Source organism: Kosakonia sp. (assembly GCF_032104925.1).
Classification (GTDB): Bacteria; Pseudomonadota; Gammaproteobacteria; order Enterobacterales; family Enterobacteriaceae; genus Kosakonia.
Map to the genome: position 1 here is coordinate 48,935 of NZ_DAMCGF010000002.1, position 22,113 is coordinate 71,047.

General features: G+C 55.3%; 18 protein-coding genes. 13 read left to right on the forward strand and 5 right to left on the reverse strand.

The window, feature by feature from the left end:
• Window positions 1–108: 108 nt before the first annotated feature.
• From tamA to RT644_RS03360, 4 genes are all read left to right on the forward strand, one after another.
• Window positions 109–1,842: an autotransporter assembly complex protein TamA gene (gene tamA / locus RT644_RS03345; protein WP_020456268.1), complete on the forward strand. Its 1,734-nt coding sequence runs from the start codon at window positions 109–111 to the stop codon at window positions 1,840–1,842.
• Complete coding sequence (gene tamB, locus RT644_RS03350; RefSeq protein ID WP_313625660.1) at window positions 1,839–5,615, forward strand: autotransporter assembly complex protein TamB; 3,777 nt, start codon at window positions 1,839–1,841, stop codon at window positions 5,613–5,615. Before tamA ends, tamB begins: the two co-directional genes overlap by 4 nt.
• Before the next feature lie 2 nt (window positions 5,616–5,617).
• A complete protein-coding gene (locus tag RT644_RS03355; RefSeq protein ID WP_020456270.1) occupies window positions 5,618–5,968 on the forward strand; it encodes a gamma-glutamylcyclotransferase in 351 nt (116 codons plus the stop codon).
• Between the two features lie 63 nt (window positions 5,969–6,031).
• Window positions 6,032–6,484, forward strand: a complete 453-nt coding sequence (locus tag RT644_RS03360) for a hypothetical protein (RefSeq protein ID WP_313625662.1) — start codon at window positions 6,032–6,034, stop codon at window positions 6,482–6,484.
• 148 nt (window positions 6,485–6,632) lie between these two features.
• Here the strand turns inward: RT644_RS03360 and ppa are convergent, their stop codons facing one another.
• Window positions 6,633–7,163, reverse strand: a complete 531-nt coding sequence (gene ppa / locus RT644_RS03365) for an inorganic diphosphatase (protein ID WP_020456272.1) — start codon at window positions 7,161–7,163, stop codon at window positions 6,633–6,635.
• Window positions 7,164–7,563: 400 nt separating this feature from the next.
• On the opposite strand from ppa, the gene ytfQ reads away from it, so the two are divergent.
• The 6 genes from ytfQ (at window position 7,564) to RT644_RS03395 (ending at window position 14,286) form a co-directional block, all read left to right on the forward strand.
• Window positions 7,564–8,520 (forward strand): galactofuranose ABC transporter substrate-binding protein YtfQ, encoded by a 957-nt coding sequence (gene ytfQ, locus RT644_RS03370; RefSeq protein ID WP_044489552.1) that lies wholly within the window; start codon window positions 7,564–7,566, stop codon window positions 8,518–8,520.
• Between the two features lie 54 nt (window positions 8,521–8,574).
• Window positions 8,575–10,077 carry a galactofuranose ABC transporter, ATP-binding protein YtfR gene (ytfR, locus tag RT644_RS03375; protein ID WP_313625665.1) on the forward strand — a complete coding sequence of 501 codons (1,503 nt, stop codon included), beginning with the start codon at window positions 8,575–8,577 and terminating at the stop codon, window positions 10,075–10,077.
• 10 nt (window positions 10,078–10,087) lie between these two features.
• Window positions 10,088–11,113: a galactofuranose ABC transporter, ATP-binding protein YtfT gene (gene ytfT / locus RT644_RS03380; RefSeq protein WP_161796292.1), complete on the forward strand. Its 1,026-nt coding sequence runs from the start codon at window positions 10,088–10,090 to the stop codon at window positions 11,111–11,113.
• Entirely contained in the window at window positions 11,100–12,098 is a 999-nt protein-coding gene (yjfF, locus tag RT644_RS03385) for a galactofuranose ABC transporter, permease protein YjfF (RefSeq protein ID WP_045514226.1), read from the forward strand. The genes ytfT and yjfF overlap by 14 nt, the downstream gene beginning before the upstream one ends.
• 110 nt (window positions 12,099–12,208) lie before the next feature.
• Complete coding sequence (locus RT644_RS03390; protein ID WP_045514228.1) at window positions 12,209–13,774, forward strand: methyl-accepting chemotaxis protein; 1,566 nt, start codon at window positions 12,209–12,211, stop codon at window positions 13,772–13,774.
• A gap of 14 nt (window positions 13,775–13,788) precedes the next feature.
• Window positions 13,789–14,286, forward strand: a complete 498-nt coding sequence (locus tag RT644_RS03395) for a DUF2569 domain-containing protein (RefSeq protein ID WP_313625671.1) — start codon at window positions 13,789–13,791, stop codon at window positions 14,284–14,286.
• A gap of 45 nt (window positions 14,287–14,331) precedes the next feature.
• Here the strand turns inward: RT644_RS03395 and fbp are convergent, their stop codons facing one another.
• Complete coding sequence (fbp, locus tag RT644_RS03400; RefSeq protein WP_020456280.1) at window positions 14,332–15,330, reverse strand: class 1 fructose-bisphosphatase; 999 nt, start codon at window positions 15,328–15,330, stop codon at window positions 14,332–14,334.
• Between the two features lie 280 nt (window positions 15,331–15,610).
• Here fbp and mpl point away from each other — a divergent pair, with 280 nt between their 5' ends.
• On the forward strand, window positions 15,611–16,993 hold the full coding sequence (gene mpl, locus RT644_RS03405) for a UDP-N-acetylmuramate:L-alanyl-gamma-D-glutamyl-meso-diaminopimelate ligase (RefSeq protein ID WP_097406629.1): 1,383 nt from the start codon (window positions 15,611–15,613) through the stop codon (window positions 16,991–16,993).
• A 62-nt stretch (window positions 16,994–17,055) separates the two neighbouring features.
• Here the strand turns inward: mpl and RT644_RS03410 are convergent, their stop codons facing one another.
• Complete coding sequence (locus RT644_RS03410; RefSeq protein WP_045514234.1) at window positions 17,056–18,264, reverse strand: aldose 1-epimerase family protein; 1,209 nt, start codon at window positions 18,262–18,264, stop codon at window positions 17,056–17,058.
• A gap of 303 nt (window positions 18,265–18,567) precedes the next feature.
• Window positions 18,568–19,122 carry a ribosome biogenesis factor YjgA gene (yjgA, locus tag RT644_RS03415; RefSeq protein ID WP_017459116.1) on the reverse strand — a complete coding sequence of 185 codons (555 nt, stop codon included), beginning with the start codon at window positions 19,120–19,122 and terminating at the stop codon, window positions 18,568–18,570.
• A 95-nt stretch (window positions 19,123–19,217) separates the two neighbouring features.
• On the opposite strand from yjgA, the gene pmbA reads away from it, so the two are divergent.
• Window positions 19,218–20,570, forward strand: coding sequence for a metalloprotease PmbA (gene pmbA, locus RT644_RS03420; protein WP_045514236.1), 1,353 nt, complete (start codon window positions 19,218–19,220; stop codon window positions 20,568–20,570).
• 57 nt (window positions 20,571–20,627) lie between these two features.
• Entirely contained in the window at window positions 20,628–21,014 is a 387-nt protein-coding gene (gene cybC, locus RT644_RS03425) for a cytochrome b562 (protein ID WP_020456284.1), read from the forward strand.
• A 129-nt stretch (window positions 21,015–21,143) separates the two neighbouring features.
• On the opposite strand, the gene RT644_RS03430 is transcribed toward cybC, so the two are convergent.
• Window positions 21,144–22,106, reverse strand: coding sequence for a quinone oxidoreductase (locus RT644_RS03430; RefSeq protein ID WP_313625678.1), 963 nt, complete (start codon window positions 22,104–22,106; stop codon window positions 21,144–21,146).
• Between the last annotated feature and the right edge of the window lie 7 nt (window positions 22,107–22,113).

Genomic DNA, 22,113 nt, shown 5'->3' on the forward strand with positions numbered 1-22,113 from the left:
ACGGGTTTTTATCGGCTTGTGTTCTGTCGTAAGGCAAAACCTGGCTCAGCGCGGAGCTGCGCTTACGTTTCCTTCCAGGGGTGGGAACAAGGATATTCAGGAGAGAACGTGCCAAAGATCCGTCTGTTATGTTTTGCCGCTTTACTGCTGGTGAGCGAAACGGCTTTCGCCGCCAATGTGCGATTGCAGCTGGAGGGGCTAACCGGGGAGCTGCAAAAAAACGTGCGCGCCCAGTTGTCCACCATTGAAAGTGATGAAGTGACCCCGGACCGCCGTTTTCAGGCGCGCGTGGATGACGCCATCCGCGAAGGGTTAAAAGCCTTAGGTTACTACGAACCCACCATCGATTTTGAACTGCGCCCGCCACCGGCGAAAGGGCGTCAGGTGCTGATTGCGCGCGTGCAGGCCGGTGAACCGGTGCGCATTGGCGGCAATAGCGTGATCCTGCGCGGCGGCGCGCGTACGGACCGCGATTATCTCGACTTACTCAAAAAACGCCCCGCTATCGGCACGGTGCTGCACCATAACGATTACGATAATTTCAAAAAATCGCTCACCAGCGTGGCGCTGCGTAAAGGCTACTTCGACAGTCAGTTTCTTAAAAGCCAGCTTGGTATTGCCCTTGAGCGCCGCCAGGCGTTCTGGGATATCGATTACGACAGCGGCGAGCGTTACCGCTTTGGTACGGTGACGTTTGAAGGCTCGCAAATCCGCGACGAATACCTGCAAAACCTGGTGCCTTTCCACAAAGGCGATTATTACCAGACGCAGGATCTGGCAGAGCTAAACCGCCGCCTGTCCGCCACCGGCTGGTTTAATTCGGTGGTGGTCGCGCCGGAGTTTGATAAAGCGCGTAAAACCAAAGTGTTGCCGCTTAAAGGCGTGGTATCGCCGCGCACGGAAAACACCATTGAAACCGGGGTGGGTTACTCGACCGACGTCGGGCCGCGCGTCAAAGCAACATGGAAAAAGCCGTGGATGAACTCCTACGGCCACAGCCTGACCACCAGCACCAGCATCTCCGCGCCGGAACAGCAGCTTGATTTCAGCTACAAGATGCCGCTGCTGAAAAACCCGCTTGAACAATATTACCTGGTGCAGGGCGGCTTTAAGCGTACCGATCTGAACGATACCGAAGCGGATTCCACCACGCTCGCGCTGTCGCGCTACTGGGATCTCTCCAGCGGCTGGCAGCGCGCTATTAACCTGCGCTGGAGCCTCGATCACTTTACCCAGGCGAACGTGACCAACACCACCATGCTGCTTTACCCTGGCGTGATGATCAGCCGTACCCGCTCGCGCGGCGGCTTGATGCCAACCTGGGGGGATTCGCAGCGCTACTCGGTGGATTACTCGAATACCGCATGGGGATCGGATGTCGACTTCCTGGTATTACAGGCGCAAAACGTCTGGATCCGCACGCTTTACGATCGCCACCGCTTTGTCATGCGCGGCAATCTGGGCTGGATCGAAACCGGGGACTTTGAACGCGTGCCGCCGGATCTGCGCTTCTTCGCCGGGGGCGATCGCAGTATTCGCGGCTACAAATACAAATCTATCGCGCCTAAAAATGATGACGGCAAGCTGATTGGTGCCTCCAAACTGGCGACCGGTTCACTGGAGTATCAGTACAACGTCACCGGCAAATGGTGGGGGGCGGCGTTTGTCGATAGCGGCGAAGCGGTGAGCGATATCCGCCGCAGTAATGTGAAAACCGGCGCGGGTGTTGGCGTGCGCTGGGAGTCGCCGGTCGGGCCTATCAAGCTCGATTTCGCCGTACCGGTCGGCGATAAAGAAGAACACGGATTACAGTTTTACATCGGGTTGGGGCCGGAATTATGAGTTTATGGAAGAAAATCAGCCTCGGCGTCCTGGTGTTTATCCTGCTGGTGCTGGGCAGCGTGGTCTTTCTGGTGGGCACTACCAGCGGGCTGCATCTGTTATTTAACGCGGCCAACCGCTGGGTGCCGGGGCTGGAAATTAGCCAGGTGACCGGCGGCTGGCGCGATCTGACGTTAAAAAATATCCGTTTTACCCAGCCGGGCGTGGCGGTGAACGCGGGCGAAGTGCACCTGGCGGTGAAGCTCGGCTGCCTGCGCGACAGCAGCCTGTGCGTGAACGATCTGTCACTGAAAGATATCAATGTCGTTATCGACAGCAAAAAAATGCCGCCCGCCGCACCGGTAAAAGAGGAAGAGAGCGGGCCGCTGAACCTCTCCACGCCATACCCGATAACGCTAAGCCGGGTGGCGCTCAACAATGTCAATATCAAAATCGACGACACCACCGTTTCGGTGATGGATTTCAGCACCGGTCTGAACTGGCAGGAGAAAAACCTGACGCTAAAACCGACATCGCTACAAGGGCTACTGATTGCGCTGCCGAAAGTGGCCGATGTGGCGCAAAAAGAGGTCGTTGAACCGAAAATCCAGAACCCGCAGCCGCAGGAAAAACCGCTCGGCGAAACCCTAAAAGCGCTGTTTGAAAAGCCGCTGCTGCCGGAAATGACCGATGTTCATCTGCCGCTCAATCTCAACATTGAAGAGTTTCGCGGCGAACAACTGCGTCTTACCGGCGATACCGACATTCTGGTGCGCAGCCTGTTGCTGAAAGTAAGCAGTATCGACGGGCAGATGAAGCTTGACGCGCTGGATGTGGATTCTAATCAGGGCCAGGTGCGCGCCACCGGTAACGCCCAGTTGCGCGATACCTGGCCGGTGGATATTACGCTCAATACCACGCTGAATATTGATCCACTGAAAGGCGAGAAAGTGAAACTGAAAGTCGGCGGCGAAATGCGTAAGCAACTCGAGGTTGGCGTCAATCTCTCCGGGCCGGTCGACATGGATCTGCGGGCGCAAACGCAACTGGCCGAAGCCGGTTTGCCGCTGGATCTGCAGATAACCAGCAAGCAGCTTTACTGGCCGTTTAGCGGGGAAAAACAGTACCAGGCTGATGACCTGAACCTGAAGCTTACCGGCAAAATAACCGACTATGTTTTGTCGTTTCGCACGGCGGTGAAAGGCCAGGATCTACCGCCTGCGACCATTACGCTTGATGGTAAGGGCAACGAACAGCAACTGAACCTCGATAAACTGGTTATTGCGGCGCTGGAAGGCAAAACCGAGTTAAAAGCGCTGCTCGACTGGCAGCAAGCGATTAGCTGGCGCGGTGAATTAACGCTGAAAGATATCGATACCGCGAAAGCCTTCCCGGAGTGGCCATCGAAACTGAATGGCCTGATCAAAACGCGCGGCAGCCTGTATGGCGGCAGCTGGCAAATGGAGGTGCCGGAGCTGAAACTGAGCGGCAATGTGAAGCAGAACAAGGTCAACGTTGACGGGCAGCTAAAAGGCAACAGCTATTTGCAGTGGACGATCCCCGGCCTGCACCTGGAACTGGGGAAAAACAGCGCCGATATTAAAGGCGAACTGGGGGTTAAAGACCTCAACCTTGATGCCACGATTGATGCGCCGGGGTTGAATAACGCGCTGCCAGGTCTGGGCGGCACGGCGAAAGGGCTGGTGAAAATTCGCGGTACGGTGGATGCGCCGCAGGCGCTGGCGGATATTACCGCCAATAACCTGCGCTGGCAGGATCTTTCCGTGGCTCGCGTGCGCGTGGAAGGCGATGTGAAATCCAGCGACCAGATTGGTGGCAAACTGAACGTGCGCGTGGAACGCATTGCCCAGCCTGGCGTGAACCTGAGCCTGGTGACCCTGGCGGCGGACGGCAATGAGCAACAGCATAAACTCCAGTTGCGCGTGCAGGGCGAGCCGGTTTCCGGCCAGCTTAATCTGGCGGGCAGCTTTGACCGCCAGCAGCAGCGCTGGAAAGGGACACTGAGCGATACGCGCTTTGCCACGCCGGTTGGCCCGTGGTCGATTAACCGCCCGGTAACGCTGGATTACCGCAATCAGGAGCAGAAAATCGCTATCGGCCCGCACTGCTGGCTGAACCCGAACGCCGAACTCTGCATTCCGCAAACCATCGATGCAGGCGCAGAAGGGCGCGCGGTCGTGAACCTGAACCGCTTCGACCTGGCGATGCTGAAACCCTTTATGCCGGAAACCACGCAAGCAAGCGGTGTGTTCAGCGGTAAAGCGGATGTCAGCTGGGACACCACCAAAGCGGGGCTGCCACAAGGTGAAGTGACGCTCGCCGGGCGCGGTGTGAAAGTGACGCAGGTGGTAAACGACGCGCCGCTGCCGCTCGCGTTTGACACCCTCAATCTCAACGCAAAACTGCGCGATAACCGGGCCGATCTCGGCTGGTTGATCCGCCTGACCAATAACGGCCAGTTCGATGGCCAGGTGCAGGTCACCGATCCGCAAGGGCGGCGTAATTTGGGCGGCAACGTGAATATTCGCAACTTCTCGCTGGCGATGGCGAACGCCATTTTCAGCCGGGGCGAGAAAGCGGCAGGTACGTTGAATGCCAGTTTACGTCTTGGCGGCAACGTGCAAAGCCCACAGCTGTTCGGGCAACTGGGGCTGAACGGGCTGGACATTGACGGCAACTTTATGCCGTTTGATATGCAGCCCAGCCAGCTGGCGATGAATTTCAACGGCATGAGTTCGACCTTGCAGGGTGTGGTGCGTACCGGGCAGGGGCAGATCAATCTGAGCGGCGATGCCGACTGGAGCCAAATCGATAACTGGCGCGCGCGCGTGGCGGCGAAAGGCAGCAAAGTGCGCATTACCGTGCCGCCGATGGTGCGCCTGGATGTCTCGCCGGATGTGGTGTTTGAGGCGACGCCAAGCCTGTTTACGCTGGATGGCAACGTGGATGTGCCGTGGGCGCGCATTGTGGTGCATGACTTACCGGAAAGCGCGGTGGGTGTCTCCAGTGATGAAGTGATGCTGAATAACGACTTGCAGCCTGAGCAGCCAAAAAGCGCGTCGATTCCGATCAACAGCAACCTGACGGTGCATGTCGGCAACAACGTGCGGCTCAATGCATTCGGCCTGAAAGCGCGGCTGACGGGCGATCTGAAAGTCGCACAGGATAAGCAGGGGCTGGGCCTGAACGGGCAGATCAACATTCCGGAAGGGCGTTTCCATGCTTACGGCCAGGATTTGCTGGTGCGCAAAGGCGAACTGCTGTTCTCCGGGCCGCCGGATCAACCGATGCTGAATATCGAAGCGATTCGTAACCCGGAATCGACAGAAAACGATGTGATTGCCGGGGTTCGCGTCACCGGCACCGCCGATGAGCCGAAAGCGGAGATCTTCTCCGATCCGGCAATGTCGCAACAAGAAGCGCTCTCGTACCTGCTGCGTGGTCAGGGGCTGGAGAGCGAACAGAGCGACAGCGCGGCGATGACATCGATGCTGATCGGCTTAGGGGTTGCACAAAGTGGGCAGGTTGTGGGTAAAATCGGCGAGACTTTTGGCGTCAGCAATCTGGCGCTGGACACCCAGGGCGTCGGCGACTCCTCGCAGGTGGTGGTCAGCGGCTATGTGCTACCGGGTCTACAAGTAAAATATGGTGTAGGAATTTTTGACTCACTGGCGACTCTCACGTTACGTTATCGCCTGATGCCTAAGCTGTATCTTGAAGCGGTGTCTGGCGTAGATCAGGCACTAGATTTGCTCTATCAGTTTGAGTTTTAGCAATGCGAATATTTGTCTACGGCAGTTTACGACGCAAGCAGGGCAACAGCCACTGGATGACCAATGCTCAGTGGCTGGGGGACTTTTGTGTCGAAAATCATCAGCTGTATAGTCTGGGGCACTATCCGGGCGCAGTAGCCGGTGAAGGAAGCGTCAAGGGCGAAGTTTATCGTATCGACGCAGCAACGCTCGGTGAGCTGGACGCTCTGCGCACCGCGGGCGGTGAATACAAACGCCAGTTGATCCAGACGCCTTATGGCAGCGCCTGGATGTATGTTTACCAGCGTTCGGTTGAGGGAAAAACCTTGATCGAGAGCGGTAACTGGCTCGACCGCGAGCAGTACCAGAAGTAATCACACTTAGAGAACCGCGCCGCTGGCGCGGTTTTTCTTTTCAGCCGAGTAAGGACGAGAAACATGTTACGTAAGACAGCCTGGGTAGTTGCCGCAGCGCTGCTGCTGGCGGGTCTCTTTAGTTTTGGCTACCTCACTTATTACCCTTTCCTCCACTTTTTCTGGGGGCGTGCCGGGCTGGTAACGACCTCCGTTTCCGCCGCTATGCTGGCGACGCTGATTAACGGTCTGCTGTTCGCTTTTTCTGGCTTGCTGATACTGCTTTTGATGCTACGACAAAATGCCCGGCAGCGTTTTTCCGCGCAGAAGATTGTGGTAAGAAGCCTGGCGGCGGCGCTGGGTAACGTGGCGCTGTTTAGCCTGTTTGTCGCCGGGCATAAATTTCTGCTGGCACCGCAAATACCGCCAGGTGTGAGCGTGAATATCACTCATGACTATTTCCACACGGAGCGGGTGCTGAGCACGGTTATTGTGCTGGCGTTCTCTGCCTGGCGGCATAAAACCCGGCCAGCGTAAGGTGGCCAACGCGCGTTCCGCTTAATCCGATCTCTGCCCTTTTGTGGCCTGGCTCAGGCAGAGTCATTAAACCCGCAACCCACAAAGCCTGGACGAAAAAAAGCCCCGGTCGCATTACGCGCACCGGGGCTTTTTTCACTAAAACGGATTACTTCTTCGCTGCGCGCTCGAAAGAGGCAACGATTTCAGCTTTCGCCGCTTCAGCGTTGTCCCAGCCGTCCACTTTCACCCATTTGCCTTTTTCGAGATCTTTGTAGTGCTCGAAGAAGTGGGTGATCTGCGCTTTCAGCAGTTCCGGCAGGTCGTTCACATCTTTAATGTGATCGTACTCTTTGCTCAGTTTGGTGTGCGGTACGGCAACCAGTTTGGCATCTTCACCGGATTCGTCGGTCATTTTCAGCACGCCAACCGGACGGCAGCGGATCACAGAACCAGGCTGCAGCGGGTACGGCGTCGGCACCAGCACGTCTACCGGGTCACCATCCAGCGAAAGGGTGTGGTTGATATAACCGTAGTTGCACGGATAGAACATCGCGGTGGACATGAAACGGTCAACGAACAGCGCGCCGCTCTCTTTGTCGACTTCGTATTTGATCGGGTCAGCGTTAGCCGGAATTTCGATAACAACGTAGATATCTTCTGGCAGATCTTTACCCGCCGGGACGTTCAGTAAGCTCATGTTTGTTTCCTTTAAAATGTGTGGCAAACAAGTGCCGGGTATTATAGCCAACTGGCGGTGAATGTCTTGGGCTGTTTTAACTTACTCACACTTTTTCAGACGCTTTCTGACACGCCATTTATGACCGTTTTATCCATAACCATAGCAGCATCATCAATAATTTTTTGTAACCGATTACAGCGAAATTTCGTTCTAATCCGTACGCAGTAAATTTCTGCAATTTCAATGGATAAATGAGGTGAATTAAAACCGCGCTTTTCGCGCGCCAGATCGCAACTGGTCATCAACAATTCATTCACTTTTCCGATTTGTGATGTAACGCATTCTGTTACATCCTCGATTGTCTATAGTTTTCCCGCAGGTGAAGTTGTAGCCAACAATAACCCTCGAGGATGCTCTTATGTGGAAGCGCTTACTTCTTGTCACAGCAGTTTCGGCAGCCATGTCGTCTATGGCAATGGCCGCCCCGTTAACCGTAGGATTTTCGCAGGTCGGGTCTGAATCCGGCTGGCGAGCCGCTGAAACCAACGTCGCCAAAAGCGAAGCCAGCAAGCGCGGCATTACGCTGAAGATTGCTGACGCCCAGCAGAAGCAGGAAAACCAAATCAAAGCGGTACGTTCGTTCATCGCCCAGGGCGTTGACGCCATCTTTATTGCGCCGGTGGTGGCAACAGGCTGGGAGCCGGTATTGAAAGAAGCCAAAGACGCCAAAATCCCGGTGTTCTTGCTCGACCGCTCCATCGATGTCAAAGACAAATCGCTCTACATGACCACGGTGACCGCCGACAACATTCTTGAAGGCAAGCTGATAGGTGACTGGCTGGTGAAAACGGTCGATGGCAAACCGTGTAACGTCGTTGAGCTGCAAGGCACCGTGGGTGCGAGCGTGGCGATCGATCGTAAGAAAGGGTTTGCCGAAGCCATTTCGAAAGCCTCTAACATCAAAATCATCCGTTCTCAGTCTGGCGACTTTACCCGCAGTAAAGGTAAAGAGGTAATGGAGAGCTTTATCAAGGCGGAAAACAACGGCAAAAACATCTGCATGGTTTACGCCCACAACGATGACATGGCGATCGGCGCTATTCAGGCCATCAAAGAAGCGGGTCTGAAACCGGGTAAAGACATTCTTACCGGTTCTATTGACGGTGTACCGGATATCTACAAAGCGATGATCGACGGCGAAGCGAATGCCAGCGTTGAGCTGACGCCAAATATGGCAGGCCCGGCGTTCGACGCGCTGGAGAAATACAAAAAAGACGGCACCCTGCCGCCGAAGTTGACCATTACCAAATCGACGCTCTATCTGCCGGATACGGCGAAAGAGGAGTTAGAGAAAAAGAAAAACATGGGTTACTGAGTCGCAAAAACCCTCTCCCCGGCGGGGAGAGGGTAAATGTGTAAGGGGTCAACAATGAACGCGGAAGCACACCAGGAAATCCTGCGTACTGAAGGCTTAAGTAAATTTTTTCCCGGCGTAAAAGCGCTCGATAACGTGGATTTCAGCTTGCGCCGCGGCGAAATCATGGCCCTGCTCGGGGAGAACGGTGCAGGAAAATCGACGCTGATTAAAGCGTTAACCGGCGTTTACCACGCCGATAAAGGGGCTATCTGGCTGGAAGGCCAGCAAATCAACCCGAAAAATACCGCCCACGCCCAGCAGCTTGGCATCGGGACGGTGTACCAGGAAGTCAACCTGCTACCGAATATGTCGGTGGCGGATAATTTATTCATTGGTCGCGAACCCCGGCGTTTTGGTTTATTGCGTCGTAAAGAGATGGAAAAGCGCGCGACTGAACTGATGGAATCCTACGGCTTTTCACTGGATGTGCGCGAGCCGCTTAACCGCTATTCGGTGGCGATGCAGCAGATTGTGGCAATCTGCCGCGCTATCGATCTCTCCGCCAAGGTGCTGATCCTTGATGAACCCACCGCCAGCCTCGATACCCAGGAAGTGGAGATGCTGTTTACCCTGATGCGCCAGTTGCGCGATCAGGGCGTCAGCTTGATCTTCGTTACCCACTTTCTCGATCAGGTGTATGAAGTCAGCGACCGCATCACCGTGCTGCGTAACGGCGGTTTTGTCGGTTGCAAACCGACCAGTGAGTTGCCGCAAATCGAACTGGTCAAAATGATGCTGGGCCGTGAGCTGGAAAGCAACGCCCTGCAACGTGCCGGGCGCACGCTACTGAGTGAAAAACCGGTGGCGGCGTTCAATGGTTACGGCAAGAAAGGGGTGATTGCGCCGTTCGATCTGGAAGTGCGCCCCGGTGAGATTGTCGGTCTGGCCGGGTTGTTAGGCTCGGGTCGTACCGAAACCGCTGAAGTGATTTTTGGCATTAAACCCGCCGACAGCGGCAGCGCGACCATCAAAGGCAAGTCGCAATCTTTACGTTCGCCACACCAGGCTTCGTGTCTGGGCATCGGTTTTTGCCCGGAAGACCGTAAAACCGACGGCATTATCGCCGCCGCATCGGTGCGGGAAAACATTGTGCTGGCGTTGCAGGCGCAGCGCGGCTGGCTGCGGCCGATCCCGCGCAAAGAGCAGAACGCGATTGCCGAGCGTTTCATTCGCCAGCTTGGCATTCGCACACCGAGCGCCGAGCAGCCGATTGAATTTCTTTCCGGCGGCAACCAGCAGAAAGTGCTGCTTTCACGCTGGCTGCTGACGTGCCCGCAATTCCTGATCCTCGATGAGCCAACGCGCGGTATCGATGTGGGGGCGCATGCGGAGATCATTCGCCTGATCGAAACCCTCTGTGCCGATGGCCTTGCGCTGCTGGTTATTTCGTCCGAACTGGAAGAGCTGGTCGGCTATGCGGATCGGGTGATTATCATGCGCGATCGTAAACAGGTGGCGGAGATCCCGCTCGCTGAGTTGTCCGTTCCGGCGATCATGAATGCCATTGCGGCGTAAGGAGTAGAGTGTGATGCCTCAATCACTTGGCCAAACGACGCCGCCAAAGCGCCGTTTTAACTGGCCGACCGGAACGCCGCAGTTGATAGCGCTGCTGCTGGTGTTGGTGGTGGATAGCCTGGTCGCGCCGCATTTTTATCAGGTGGTGTTACAGGATGGTCGCCTGTTCGGTAGCCCGATAGACATTCTTAACCGTGCCGCGCCGGTGGCGCTGCTGGCCATTGGTATGACGCTGGTGATTGCCACCGGCGGTATTGATCTGTCGGTCGGGGCGGTGATGGCGATTGCCGGCGCGACGGCGGCGTCGTTAACGGTCGCCGGACACAGCCTGACGGTGGTACTGCTGGCGGCGATCGGCACCGGTGTGCTGGCCGGTTTATGGAACGGCATTCTGGTGGCGATTTTGAAGATCCAGCCGTTTGTCGCCACGCTGATTTTGATGGTCGCCGGGCGCGGCGTCGCGCAGTTGATCACCTCCGGGCAGATTGTCACCTTTAACGCTCCGTCGCTGGCCTGGCTGGGCAGCGGTTCGCTGCTGCTGTTTCCCACCCCGGTGATTATCGCGCTGGTTACGCTGGTGCTGTTCTGGCTGTTCACGCGCAAAACCGCGCTCGGCATGTTCATTGAAGCGGTGGGCATCAACATTCGCGCGGCGAAAAACGCCGGTGTGAATACTCGTGTTGTGGTGATGCTGACCTATGTGCTGAGCGGCGTGTGCGCGGCGATAGCCGGAGTGATTGTCGCGGCTGACATTCGCGGCGCGGATGCCAACAACGCCGGGCTATGGCTGGAGCTGGACGCGATCCTGGCGGTGGTGATCGGCGGCGGTTCGCTAATGGGCGGGCGCTTCAATCTTGTGCTGTCGGTGGTGGGCGCGCTGATTATTCAGGGTATGAACACTGGCATTTTGCTCTCCGGTTTCCAGCCGGAACTCAACCAGGTGGTGAAAGCGGTGGTGGTGATGTGCGTGCTGATTGTTCAGTCGCCGCGCTTTATCGCGCTGATTAAAGGAGTACGCGGTCATGATAAAACGTAATTTACCGCTGATGATAACGCTGGGCGTGTTTGTGCTCGGCTACCTCTACTGCCTAACGCAGTTTCCCGGTTTCGCGTCGACACGTGTGATTTGCAACATCCTGACGGATAACGCTTTCCTGGGGATTATTGCCGTTGGTATGACCTTCGTGATCCTCTCTGGCGGCATTGATTTGTCCGTCGGCTCGGTGATTGCCTTTACCGGGGTTTTTCTGGCGAAAGCCATTGGCGACTGGGGCATCTCGCCGCTGCTGGCGTTCCCGCTGATTCTGCTGATGGGCACTGCGTTTGGCGCGTTTATGGGGCTTATGATCGACGCGTTAAAAATCCCGGCGTTTATCATCACCCTCGCGGGGATGTTTTTCCTGCGCGGCGTCAGCTACCTGCTGTCGGAAGAGTCGATTCCGATTAATCACCCGGTCTATGATTCGCTCTCCAGCCTGGCGTGGATGATCCCCGGCGGCGGACGTTTGAGCGCGATGGGGCTGCTGATGTTATTCGTGGTGGTGATCGGTATTTTCCTCGCACACCGCACCCGCTTTGGCAACGAAGTCTACGCGATTGGCGGTAATGCCACTTCCGCGAACCTGATGGGTATCTCAACGCGCAGTACCACCATTCGTATCTATATGCTCTCGACTGGTCTTGCGACACTGGCGGGGATTGTCTTCTCCATTTACACCCAGGCCGGTTACGCGCTGGCAGGCGTGGGGGTTGAACTGGATGCTATCGCCTCGGTGGTGATTGGCGGCACGTTGCTTAGCGGCGGCGTCGGCACCGTGTTGGGTACGCTGTTTGGCGTGGGTATTCAGGGACTTATCCAGACCTATATTAACTTCGATGGCACGCTCAGCTCATGGTGGACCAAGATTGCCATTGGCATCCTGTTGTTTATTTTTATCGCGTTGCAACGTGGCTTAACGGTGCTGTGGGAGAACCGCCAAAGCTCACCTGTTACACGCGTTAGCACAACGGCAACAAAGTAATAACATATTGAAATGACTATTTTTCCCTAAAGTAATTCCGGTGGCGGTCGATAACTGACGAATCGGCTTAATTTACGCCAAAAAGTATCGCTGCTACCGGGATTCACATCATGCTTAAAACGCTTTCGATCCGTACTGGTTTACTTTCTTTGCTGGCTGTTATGACGTTTCTCCTGCTGCTGGTTAGCGGCATCGGAGTTTATGCACTCAATAAAAGTTCCTCATCGCTGGAGCGAATTAGCCAGCTTCAGGGCGAAAAGATGGCGCGCCTGAGCGAAGGCTACACGCTGATCCTGCGTGCGCGTAATGAAGCGGGTCAGGCCGTGCGCATGATGGAAGTTGGTTTGCTGGACGATGCCGCCAAATCGGTAAAGATGATCAATGGCGAAATTGAACACGGTGAGCAATCGCTTGCTGGTGTGATTAAGGCGGGCGTCGATGATGAACAAGGTGCTGCACTGCTGGCGGCGTTAGCGAAAAGCTACGGCGACTACGTCAATCAGGGCATTAAACCGATGCAGGATGCGCTCAACCAACAGAGCGCCGATGCCTATTACGATCTGCTGGAAAACAAACTTATCCCTATCTCCCGCCAGTTCGACAACGACATGCAGGCCTTCCAGAAATGGGGCGAAGTGCGCGGCAAAGCGGAAGTGAGCGCCGTTCAGAGCAGCAAAAACGGCGTTATGCTGCTGATTCTGGTGGTGGCGTTACTGGTGGCCGGGATCATCGTACTGGCCTGGCTGGCGCTGCGCCATTTACTGCTCAAGCCGCTGGATACGTCTATTCAGCAACTGGAACAGGTGGCGGCAGGGGATTTGACCTACCTGAAAACCGACGTCAGTAGCAAAGAATTTAACCGGCTGAACGCGGCCATCGAAGAGATGCGCCAGTCGCTGGTGGGTTCGGTCACCCGCGTGCGCGATGCCAGCTCGCAAATTGATACCGGCAGCCGTGAACTGGCGGCGGGCAACATCGATTTGTCGCAGCGTACGGAATCGACCGCCACATCGCTGGAGCAAACCGCGGCCAGCATGGAGCAGATCACCGCCACGGTGAAACTGAACGCCGACAACGCCGAACAGGCACACAAACTGGCGAAGACGGTTTCCGATACCGCCGATCGCGGCAGCGAAATGGTCTGCTATGTAATTGAAAAAATGCGCGATATCTCCGCCAGTTCCGATCGCATTGCCGACATTCTTAGCGTGATTGACGCCATTGCTTTCCAGACCAATATTCTGGCGCTGAACGCCGCCGTTGAAGCGGCACGCGCGGGTGAGCAGGGGCGTGGTTTTGCAGTCGTAGCCGGTGAAGTGCGTAACCTTGCCAGCCGCAGCGCCGAATCGGCGAAAGAGATCCGGGCGCTGATCAGCAGCTCGCAGGCGCAGGTGTCTGAAGGCAGCGATCTGGCGATGCAGGCCGGCGAAACGATGGACGAAATCGCCGAAGAAGTGTTGCGCATGACCAAACTGATGCGCGAAATCGCCAATGCGTCGCAGGAGCAGAGCCGCGGTATTGAGCAGGTGAATATCGCCGTCAGCCAGATGGATGAAACCGCGCAGCAAAACGCGGCGCTGGTACAGCAATCTTCTGCGGCGACCCGTTCGCTGGAAGAGCAGTCGCGCGAATTGTTGCAGGCAATGGCTTCATTCCGTTTACAGACGCAGGGATAACGAAAGGCAACGACATGGGAATCTGTATTCAATGCGATAAGGAAGCGCTGAAAGAGAGTGATTTCTGCGCGGAGTGCGAGGTGCGCGAGTTTAAAAAAATTCGCGGCTGGCTGTTTGTTCCTGCTATTGGGCTGGTGCTGTCGCTGCTGAGCGTGATTGTCTCTTTCAGCGCGACGCTCAAAGTGGTGATGGAGCATTACAGCGTGCTCGTTGGTGGACAAAAAGGGATGCTCGTTTTCGAACTGGTATTCTACGGGGTAATGTTCGCCTACACGGTCTTCGTCGGGAGTCTGTTCTTTCGCAAGAAACGGCTGCTTCCGCGTTTTTACATTGGTTTTCTGCTGTTATGGATTGCCTTTCATGGCGTAGATGTATGGCTGGCGCATCAGGTGTTTGATGTGCCGTATGTCTACGATACCGTAAGCTCACTGGTTCGTAGCGTAATAAGCGCGGCGATTTGGATCCCCTATTTTGTGGTGTCTGAGCGCGTCAAACGCACCTTCGTACGCTAAAAAAAGCGCCACAATCGTGGCGCTTTTCTCGTTTTGCCCGGCTGATTACGCGTCCGGGAACTCACGCATATAGCGTTCTACGTCATCCACCATGTGCTCGTTGCCGACAAAGAACGGACGGCGCTGATGCAAGCTTTCCGGCTGGATATCCAGAATACGGTTTTTGCCGTCGCTGGCTTTACCGCCCGCTTGTTCCGCGAGGAACGCCATCGGGTTGCATTCGTACAGCAGACGCAGCTTCCCTTCCGGGTGGCTGGCGGTGCTTGGGTAGAGGTAGATGCCGCCTTTCAGCAGGTTACGGTGGAAATCCGCTACCAGCGAGCCGATGTAGCGCGTGGTGTAAGGGCGGTTGGTCGCTTTATCTTCTTCCTGGCAGAACTTCAGGTATTTCTTCACGCCCTGCGGGAATTTGATGTAGTTGCCTTCGTTAATGGAGTACGTGTTGCCACGATCCGGGAAGCGCATACGCTCCTGACACAGGCAGAACACGCCAAGTGACGGATCGTAAGTGAAGGCGTGTACGCCACAGCCGGTGGTGTAAACCAGCATGGTGGACGAACCGTAAACCACATAACCGGCGGCGACTTGCTTGTTGCCCGGTTGCAGGAAATCTTCCATGGTGACCGGCGTGCCGACTGGCGTTACGCGGCGATAGATGGAGAAAATTGTCCCGACGGAGACGTTAACGTCGATGTTGGAGGAACCATCCAGAGGATCCATCAGCACCACATATTTTGCGTGCTCGCAGCCTTCGAAAACGACGATCTCATCTTCTTCTTCAGAGGCGATGCCAGCCACGATATCGCGGGCGCGGAGTGCGGCTTTCAGTTTTTCGTTCGCGAACAGGTCGAGTTTTTGCTGCTGCTCGCCCTGCACGTTTTCAGCACCGCTTGCACCCAGGATATCGACCAGACCGGCCTTGTTGATATCGCGATGAATGATCTTGGCGCCCAGTTTTATCGCCGACAGCAAAGCAGTCAGTTCACCCGTTGCATGCGAGAACTCATGCTGCTTTTCGACAATAAATTCACCTAACGTTTTCATAACACTTTCCCTGCATTTTTCATGATGGAGTAAAGCGATTGTAGCCTGTGGTTTTCAGGTTGCTGCTCACAGCAAGTTCCGGATAGTAAACAGCCGACGCCGTAACAGCCAGAGCTTTCGCAAACGAAAACGCGAAGGTCCTGTAACAATACTAACAAACATTCAAAAGCTCGCGCACAGGTGAATCGCGCCAGCTATATGCGGATTATCCTGAAATGCATTTCTCTGTGCGTAAACATATGAGTAAAATGTGCGCCAGTTTAAGAAAGGATAACGACGTATGCGCATTCATATATTGGGGATTTGTGGCACTTTCATGGGCGGGCTGGCAATGCTGGCGCGCTCGCTGGGACACCAGGTAACGGGCTCGGACGACAGTGTCTATCCGCCGATGAGCACGCTGCTTGAGAATCAAGGGATTGAACTGATTGAAGGTTATGACGCCAGCCAGCTCGATCCGGCGCCGGATTTGGTCATCATCGGCAACGTGATGAAGCGCGGTAATCCCTGTGTGGAAGCGGTGCTGGAAAAGAACATTCCGTTTATGTCGGGCCCGCAATGGCTCCATGACTTTGTGCTGCGCGACCGTTGGGTTGTCGCCATTGCCGGTACGCACGGTAAAACCACCACCGCTGGCATGGCGACCTGGATTCTGGAAGCCTGCGGTTACAAACCGGGCTTCGTGATTGGCGGCGTACCGGGCAATTTTGATGTATCCGCGCGTCTGGGTGAGAGCCCGTTCTTCGTGATTGAAGCCGATGAATATGACTGCGCCTTCTTCGACAAACGTTCCAAATTTGTCCATTACTGCCCGCGCACGCTGGTGCTCAATAATCTTGAGTTTGACCACGCGGATATTTTCGATGACCTGAAAGCGATTCAGAAACAGTTCCACCACCTGGTGCGCATCGTGCCGGGGCAGGGGAAAATCATCTGGCCGGAAAACGACATCAACCTGAAACAGACGATGGCGATGGGCTGCTGGAGCGAGCAGGAGCTGGTGGGCGAGCAGGGCCACTGGCAGGCGAAAAAACTGAATACTGACGCCTCCAGTTGGGAAGTGTGGCTGGATAACGAATGCGTAGGCCAGGTGAACTGGGGTCTGGTGGGCGAGCACAACATGCATAACGGCCTGATGGCGATTGCCGCCGCGCGTCATGTTGGCGTTGCACCGGCAGATGCGGCGAACGCGCTGGGCTCTTTCATCAATGCGCGTCGTCGTCTGGAGCTGCGTGGCGAAGCCAATGGCGTGACCGTGTATGACGATTTTGCCCATCACCCGACGGCAATCCTGGCAACCCTCGCGGCGCTGCGCGGGAAAGTGGGCGGCACCGCGAAAATTATCGCCGTGCTGGAGCCTCGCTCGAACACCATGAAAATGGGCATCTGCAAAGCCGATCTGGCTCCGTCGCTGGGACGCGCCGACGAAGTGTACCTGCTGCAGCCGCCGCATATTCCCTGGCAGGTGGCGGAAGTGGCGGATGCCTGCGTACAGCCTGCGTACTGGAGTGCGGATGTAGATACGCTGGCGGAGATGATTGTCAAAAGCGCCCAGCCGGGCGATCACATTCTGGTGATGAGCAACGGCGGCTTTGGCGGTATCCACCAGAAACTGCTGGACGGGCTGGCGAAAAAAGCGCAACTCGCTGCTGAAAGCGCCTGATTAGATTAAGCCGAATAAAAAACCGCGCCTGAAACCTGGCGCGGTTTTTTTATGCCTGCGCGTTACTCTTTCGCCATCGGCGTTTCAATCGACTGCGGGGTTTTGCTGCCCTGAATTTCCTGCACGCGTTTCTCTACTTCAGCCACCTGACCGCTGTTGTGCAGCAAGGTATAGGTTAAATCGAAGCGGGTGCTCTGGCCTGGTTGCAACTGTTTCACGCGTTTTTGTTCACGCTCAATAGTCACCGGATAGGCGTAGCTGGTGCCCGGCTCGATACCGGTGACGTAGCCCTGTTTTTCCGTGTCGGTATTTTTCCACAGCGTCAGCACTGGCAGCTGTTCAGTGTTATAGCTGATCGCCACGCCTTTATCTCCGGCCTTGTTGAGCAGTGCCGCGACAGTCTGTTTACTGGCGTCGGCCAGCGGCTTGATATTAAACACCATTTCGTCAAAGCCCTTGGTTGGCCCGGCGTAGGTTTGCCACTCTTTCAGCCCTTTTTTAGCGTAATCGTTGAACGGGCTGACGTTTTCATACGGCGTAATAAAGCGCGCGCCCTGTTCAAGGATCGGTTTGCTGAAGTTGCTGTGGTAGATGATTTGGTAATCGTGCGGATAGTCAGCATGGTTGGTCAGCACGTCATGCAGACTGAAACTGTTGCTGCCCGGAATGTAGCGCAACTCCATTTCCGTTTGCAGATCCGCTTTTTTGAAGGTGCTCTCTTTCACTAATCCGCGAATGCGAATTTCATAGGGTGCCGTTTCGCTAACATCGACGGAAACCTGCGAAGCGGGCGTGTTACCCACTTTGCCATGCAGGGTGTAAATCTGTCCGTCCGCCGTTACCGGATGGCCGGTCCACTCGTAACCGCAGCGCACCACCATCTCGTTGAAACCTTCCAGCCAGCCGAGTCCGTTGCGGCTTTCCAGATTGATGAATGCCGGGTTAACGACCTCTTTTACCGGTGAATTCCAGCCCATATGCACGCCAAAACCGTCTGCATAGAGTAAATTCATCCCGCGCGTCGGGCTCAGCGCGATAGTCAGGCCGTTTTTACTGCTCAGTTTGATAACTTTACTGCCCTCTTGTTTGCCACCATGCAGTACCACCTGCTCAATGCTGAACTGCTGATCTTTGATGTTCAGCTGATCGCTGCTGATGCGCCAGTTTCCCTGCTCAACGCCGCCTTCAGCACTTGTCAGCACCCAGGTTTTCGCCATTACCGGAGCAGATACAAGCAGAGCAAGTGCGGAAAGCATTACGGTTTTTTTCATCATTTCGTCCTTTTTAGCTGAATCGATTATTTGCACCACGGCTGAAATCTACGTTTTGCGCAGGGGAGAAAATGTGATCCGTTTCATTTGGTGAAAATGAGCGAGGATGAGAATGAAAATAGCTGATATTGATCGCATTTATCTATGAAATGAAAGATATATGCATGATAAATATGTGATAGAGAATGTTATTAGCTTTAACGATTCAGCTAGTTTTTTATCACATTAAGAAGGGAATAACTGAAACAGGAAAAGGGAAGCAGGAAAAGCCCTCTCCCGCAGGAGAGGGATAATGCAGAAAGGTTATTGCTCGCTGGTTTCAGCCAGTTCACGCAGATACTGGAAGATTAAACGCGCGGATTTCGGCGGTTTGTTCCCTTCTTTCTCTTTTTTCGCATTACGGATCAGCGAACGTAACTGCTGGCGGTCAGCATCCGGCCACAGGTTCAGCACCTCTGGCACCGCATCATCACCCTCTTCAATCAGGCGATCGCGGATCTGCTCCAGCTTGTGGAAAAAGGCAACTTGCTGGTTGTGGCGGTTTTTCAACTTATCCAGCGCCTGGCGAATCGGATCGACATCGCGCTGACGCAGCATTTTACCGATCAACTGCAACTGACGGCGGCGACCCTCTTTCTTAATGCGCTGCGCCAGCTCAATAGCGTCGCGCAGATCCTGGTCGAGCGGGAGTTTATCCAGCGCGTTTTTACCAAGATCGACCATTTCCGCGCCGAGCTGCTTTAACTCTTCAGCATCGCGCTTAATTTCACTCTTACTGACCCAGATGATCTCGTCATCTTCGTCTTCAATATCATCACCGGGCACGTCGTCGAGCCAGTCGTCGGGCTGCTTTGTCATCTCAGGCTCCTTAAAAAAAGAGGCTAATGTTACCAGTTAAGGCGCGCACTGAAAAACGGTTCTCTGTTAGACTTCAAAGAATCTCTCCCTTAATTATGGCATTGGCAATGAAAGTAATCACACAAGTTGCACAACAACGCAAAACGCTGGAAGAGGCGGTTTCCACAGCGCTGGAATTAGCTGCCGGAAAAGCGGACGGTGCGGAAGTGGCTGTCAGCAAAACCACCGGGATCGGCGTGAGCACGCGCTACGGCGAAGTGGAGAATGTCGAATTTAACAGCGATGGCGCGCTGGGAATAACCGTTTATCACCAGAACCGTAAAGGCAGCGCCTCGTCAACCGATCTCAGCCCGGACGCGATTGCCCGCACCGTACAGGCGGCGCTCGATATCGCGCGTTACACTTCGCCGGATCCTTACGCGGGCGTGGCAGATAAAGAGCTGCTGGCGTTTGAGGCACCCGATCTTGACCTGTTCCACCCGGCGGAAGTGACGCCGGATGAAGCCATCGAATGGGCCGCGCGCGCCGAGCAGGCGGCGCTGAAAGCGGATAAACGCATTAATAATACCGAAGGCGGCAGCTTCAATAGCCATTACGGCATAAAAGTCTTCGGTAACAGCCACGGCATGCTGCAAAGCTACTGCTCCACGCGCCACTCGCTGTCGAGCTGCGTGATTGCCGAAGAGAATGGCGACATGGAGCGCGATTACGCGTACACCATCAGCCGTGATATTAACGAACTGCAAACGCCGGAGTGGGTGGGCGAAGAGTGTGCGCGTCGCACGTTGTCCCGCCTGTCGCCGCGCAAGCTGCCGACCATGAAAGCGCCGGTCATTTTCGGCCACGAAGTAGCGACCGGCCTGTTTGGTCACCTGGTGGGGGCGATTGCCGGTGGTTCTGTCTACCGCAAATCGACGTTCCTGCTGGACTATCTTGGCAAGCAGATCCTGCCAGAGTGGCTGACTATTGAAGAGCATCCGCACCTGCTTAAAGGGCTGGCATCTTCACCGTTCGACAGCGAAGGCGTGCGTACCGAACGCCGCGATATCGTGAAAGATGGCGTACTGATGCAGTGGCTGCTGACCAATTATTCCGCGCGTAAGCTGGGACTGAAAAGCACCGGACATGCAGGCGGTATCCATAACTGGCGCATTGCCGGACGCGGCTTGAGCTTCGAACAAATGCTAAAAGAGATGGGCACCGGGCTTGTTGTCACCGAGCTGATGGGCCAGGGCGTGAGCGGCATTACCGGTGATTATTCGCGCGGTGCGTCCGGTTTTTGGGTAGAAAATGGTGAAATCCAGTACCCGGTGAGCGAAATTACCATTGCAGGAAATTTGAAAGATATGTGGCGTAATATCGTTACCGTTGGTGACGATATCGAACACCGTAGCAATATTCAGTGTGGTTCAGTGTTACTCCCGGAGATGAAAATCGCCGGACAATAACTCCGTGGCGTACAGAGCTGCGCCTTTAGCGTGAATAATAAAAAAAGGAAGTGAGCAATGCGTAAAAACCTGTTAGCGATCCTTGCTGTGTCATCGTTGTTTGTTGGATCGTCGGTGTTCGCCGCCGATCTCGAAGATGATATGGGCACCCTGAATGACAATCTGAAAGTGGTGCAGAAAACCAGCGACGCTGGCGAGATGAAAGATGCATTAACCAAAATGCGTACCGCTGCGCTGGATGCACAAAAAGCGACACCGCCGAAACTGGAAGGTAAAGCGGCAGATAGCGCGGAGATGAAAGATTATCGTCACGGCTTTGATGTGCTGGTCGGGCAGATTGACGGCGCGCTGAAACTGGCTAACGAAGGCAAAGTGAAAGAGGCGCAGGACGCCGCCAAAGGGTTCATTGACACCCGCAATACGTATCACAAAAAATACCGTTAATTCGGTATCTGATTAAACGAAGCGGGGCAATCGCCCCGCTTTTTACTTCAGCTTCTCGACCGGAATTTCCGGTGTCCGCTTTTTATTATGTGCTTCCCTGGTGCTGTTTCATTTTTAAAACGCGTTATGTCAGGGGATCAAAATCACCTTCCCGCTAAACTCTCTGTTTTCCAGCAAGTCATGCGCCTCTTTACCCCGATAGAGCGGAAAAGATGTCACCTCCGGCAATTTAATATGTCCTGCTTTCAGCAGCGCAAACAGGCGATCGGCGCGGCGCTGCCGTTCTTGTTGCGAGGTCAGATAAGTCCACAGATCGGCACCGATAACGCCGGTGGAACGCAACAAAAACTGCGCCGGATCCGGCGTGGGGATCGTGCCGCCGGACATACCGAACAGCACAACGCGCCCGCCATCTTTCAGGCTGTCCAGGCTTTGTTGCAGCGTGCTGCCAACCGAATCAAACACGATATCGCAACCCGGCGTATGCCAGGCGCGAACCTGTTCAGGCCATGAGTCGTAATCGGCGGCGGCGTCTGCGCCGTTACGCAGGCAGAGGCGTTGCTTGGCCTGGTTTGAAGCCACGGCGAACACCTGCACCCCCCGGTGTACCAGCATTTGCGTCAGCAGGCTGCCCACGCCGCCAGCGGCGGCCAGCACGGCGACACGCATGCCGGGTAGCACCGGTAACACATCATGTACCAGATAATCTGCGGTTAAGCCTTGCAACAGAATCGACGCGGCCTGCGCTTCAGAAAGCCAGTCGGGAAGGCGAATGGCGTTTTCCTGCGCCACCACAATATGGCTGGCGTGCGCCAGCGGCACATCGGCAAAACCCACGCGATCGCCCGGCTGCCAGCCGCTTACCCCGCTTCCCACGGCAATCACCTGACCGGCGCCTTCATATCCGGCAACCCAGGGGGCGCTTCCTGCCAGCGGGTAACGCCCCTGGCGGCGATAAATATCCGCAAAATTCAGCCCGGCGGCAGACACGTCAACCAGCAACTCACCCGCGCCGGGCTGCGGCGTAGGGTGATTGTGCAGGTACAGCACATCCGATGCGCCAAATTCATTGAAAACCAGCGATTGCATCATTAAGAAC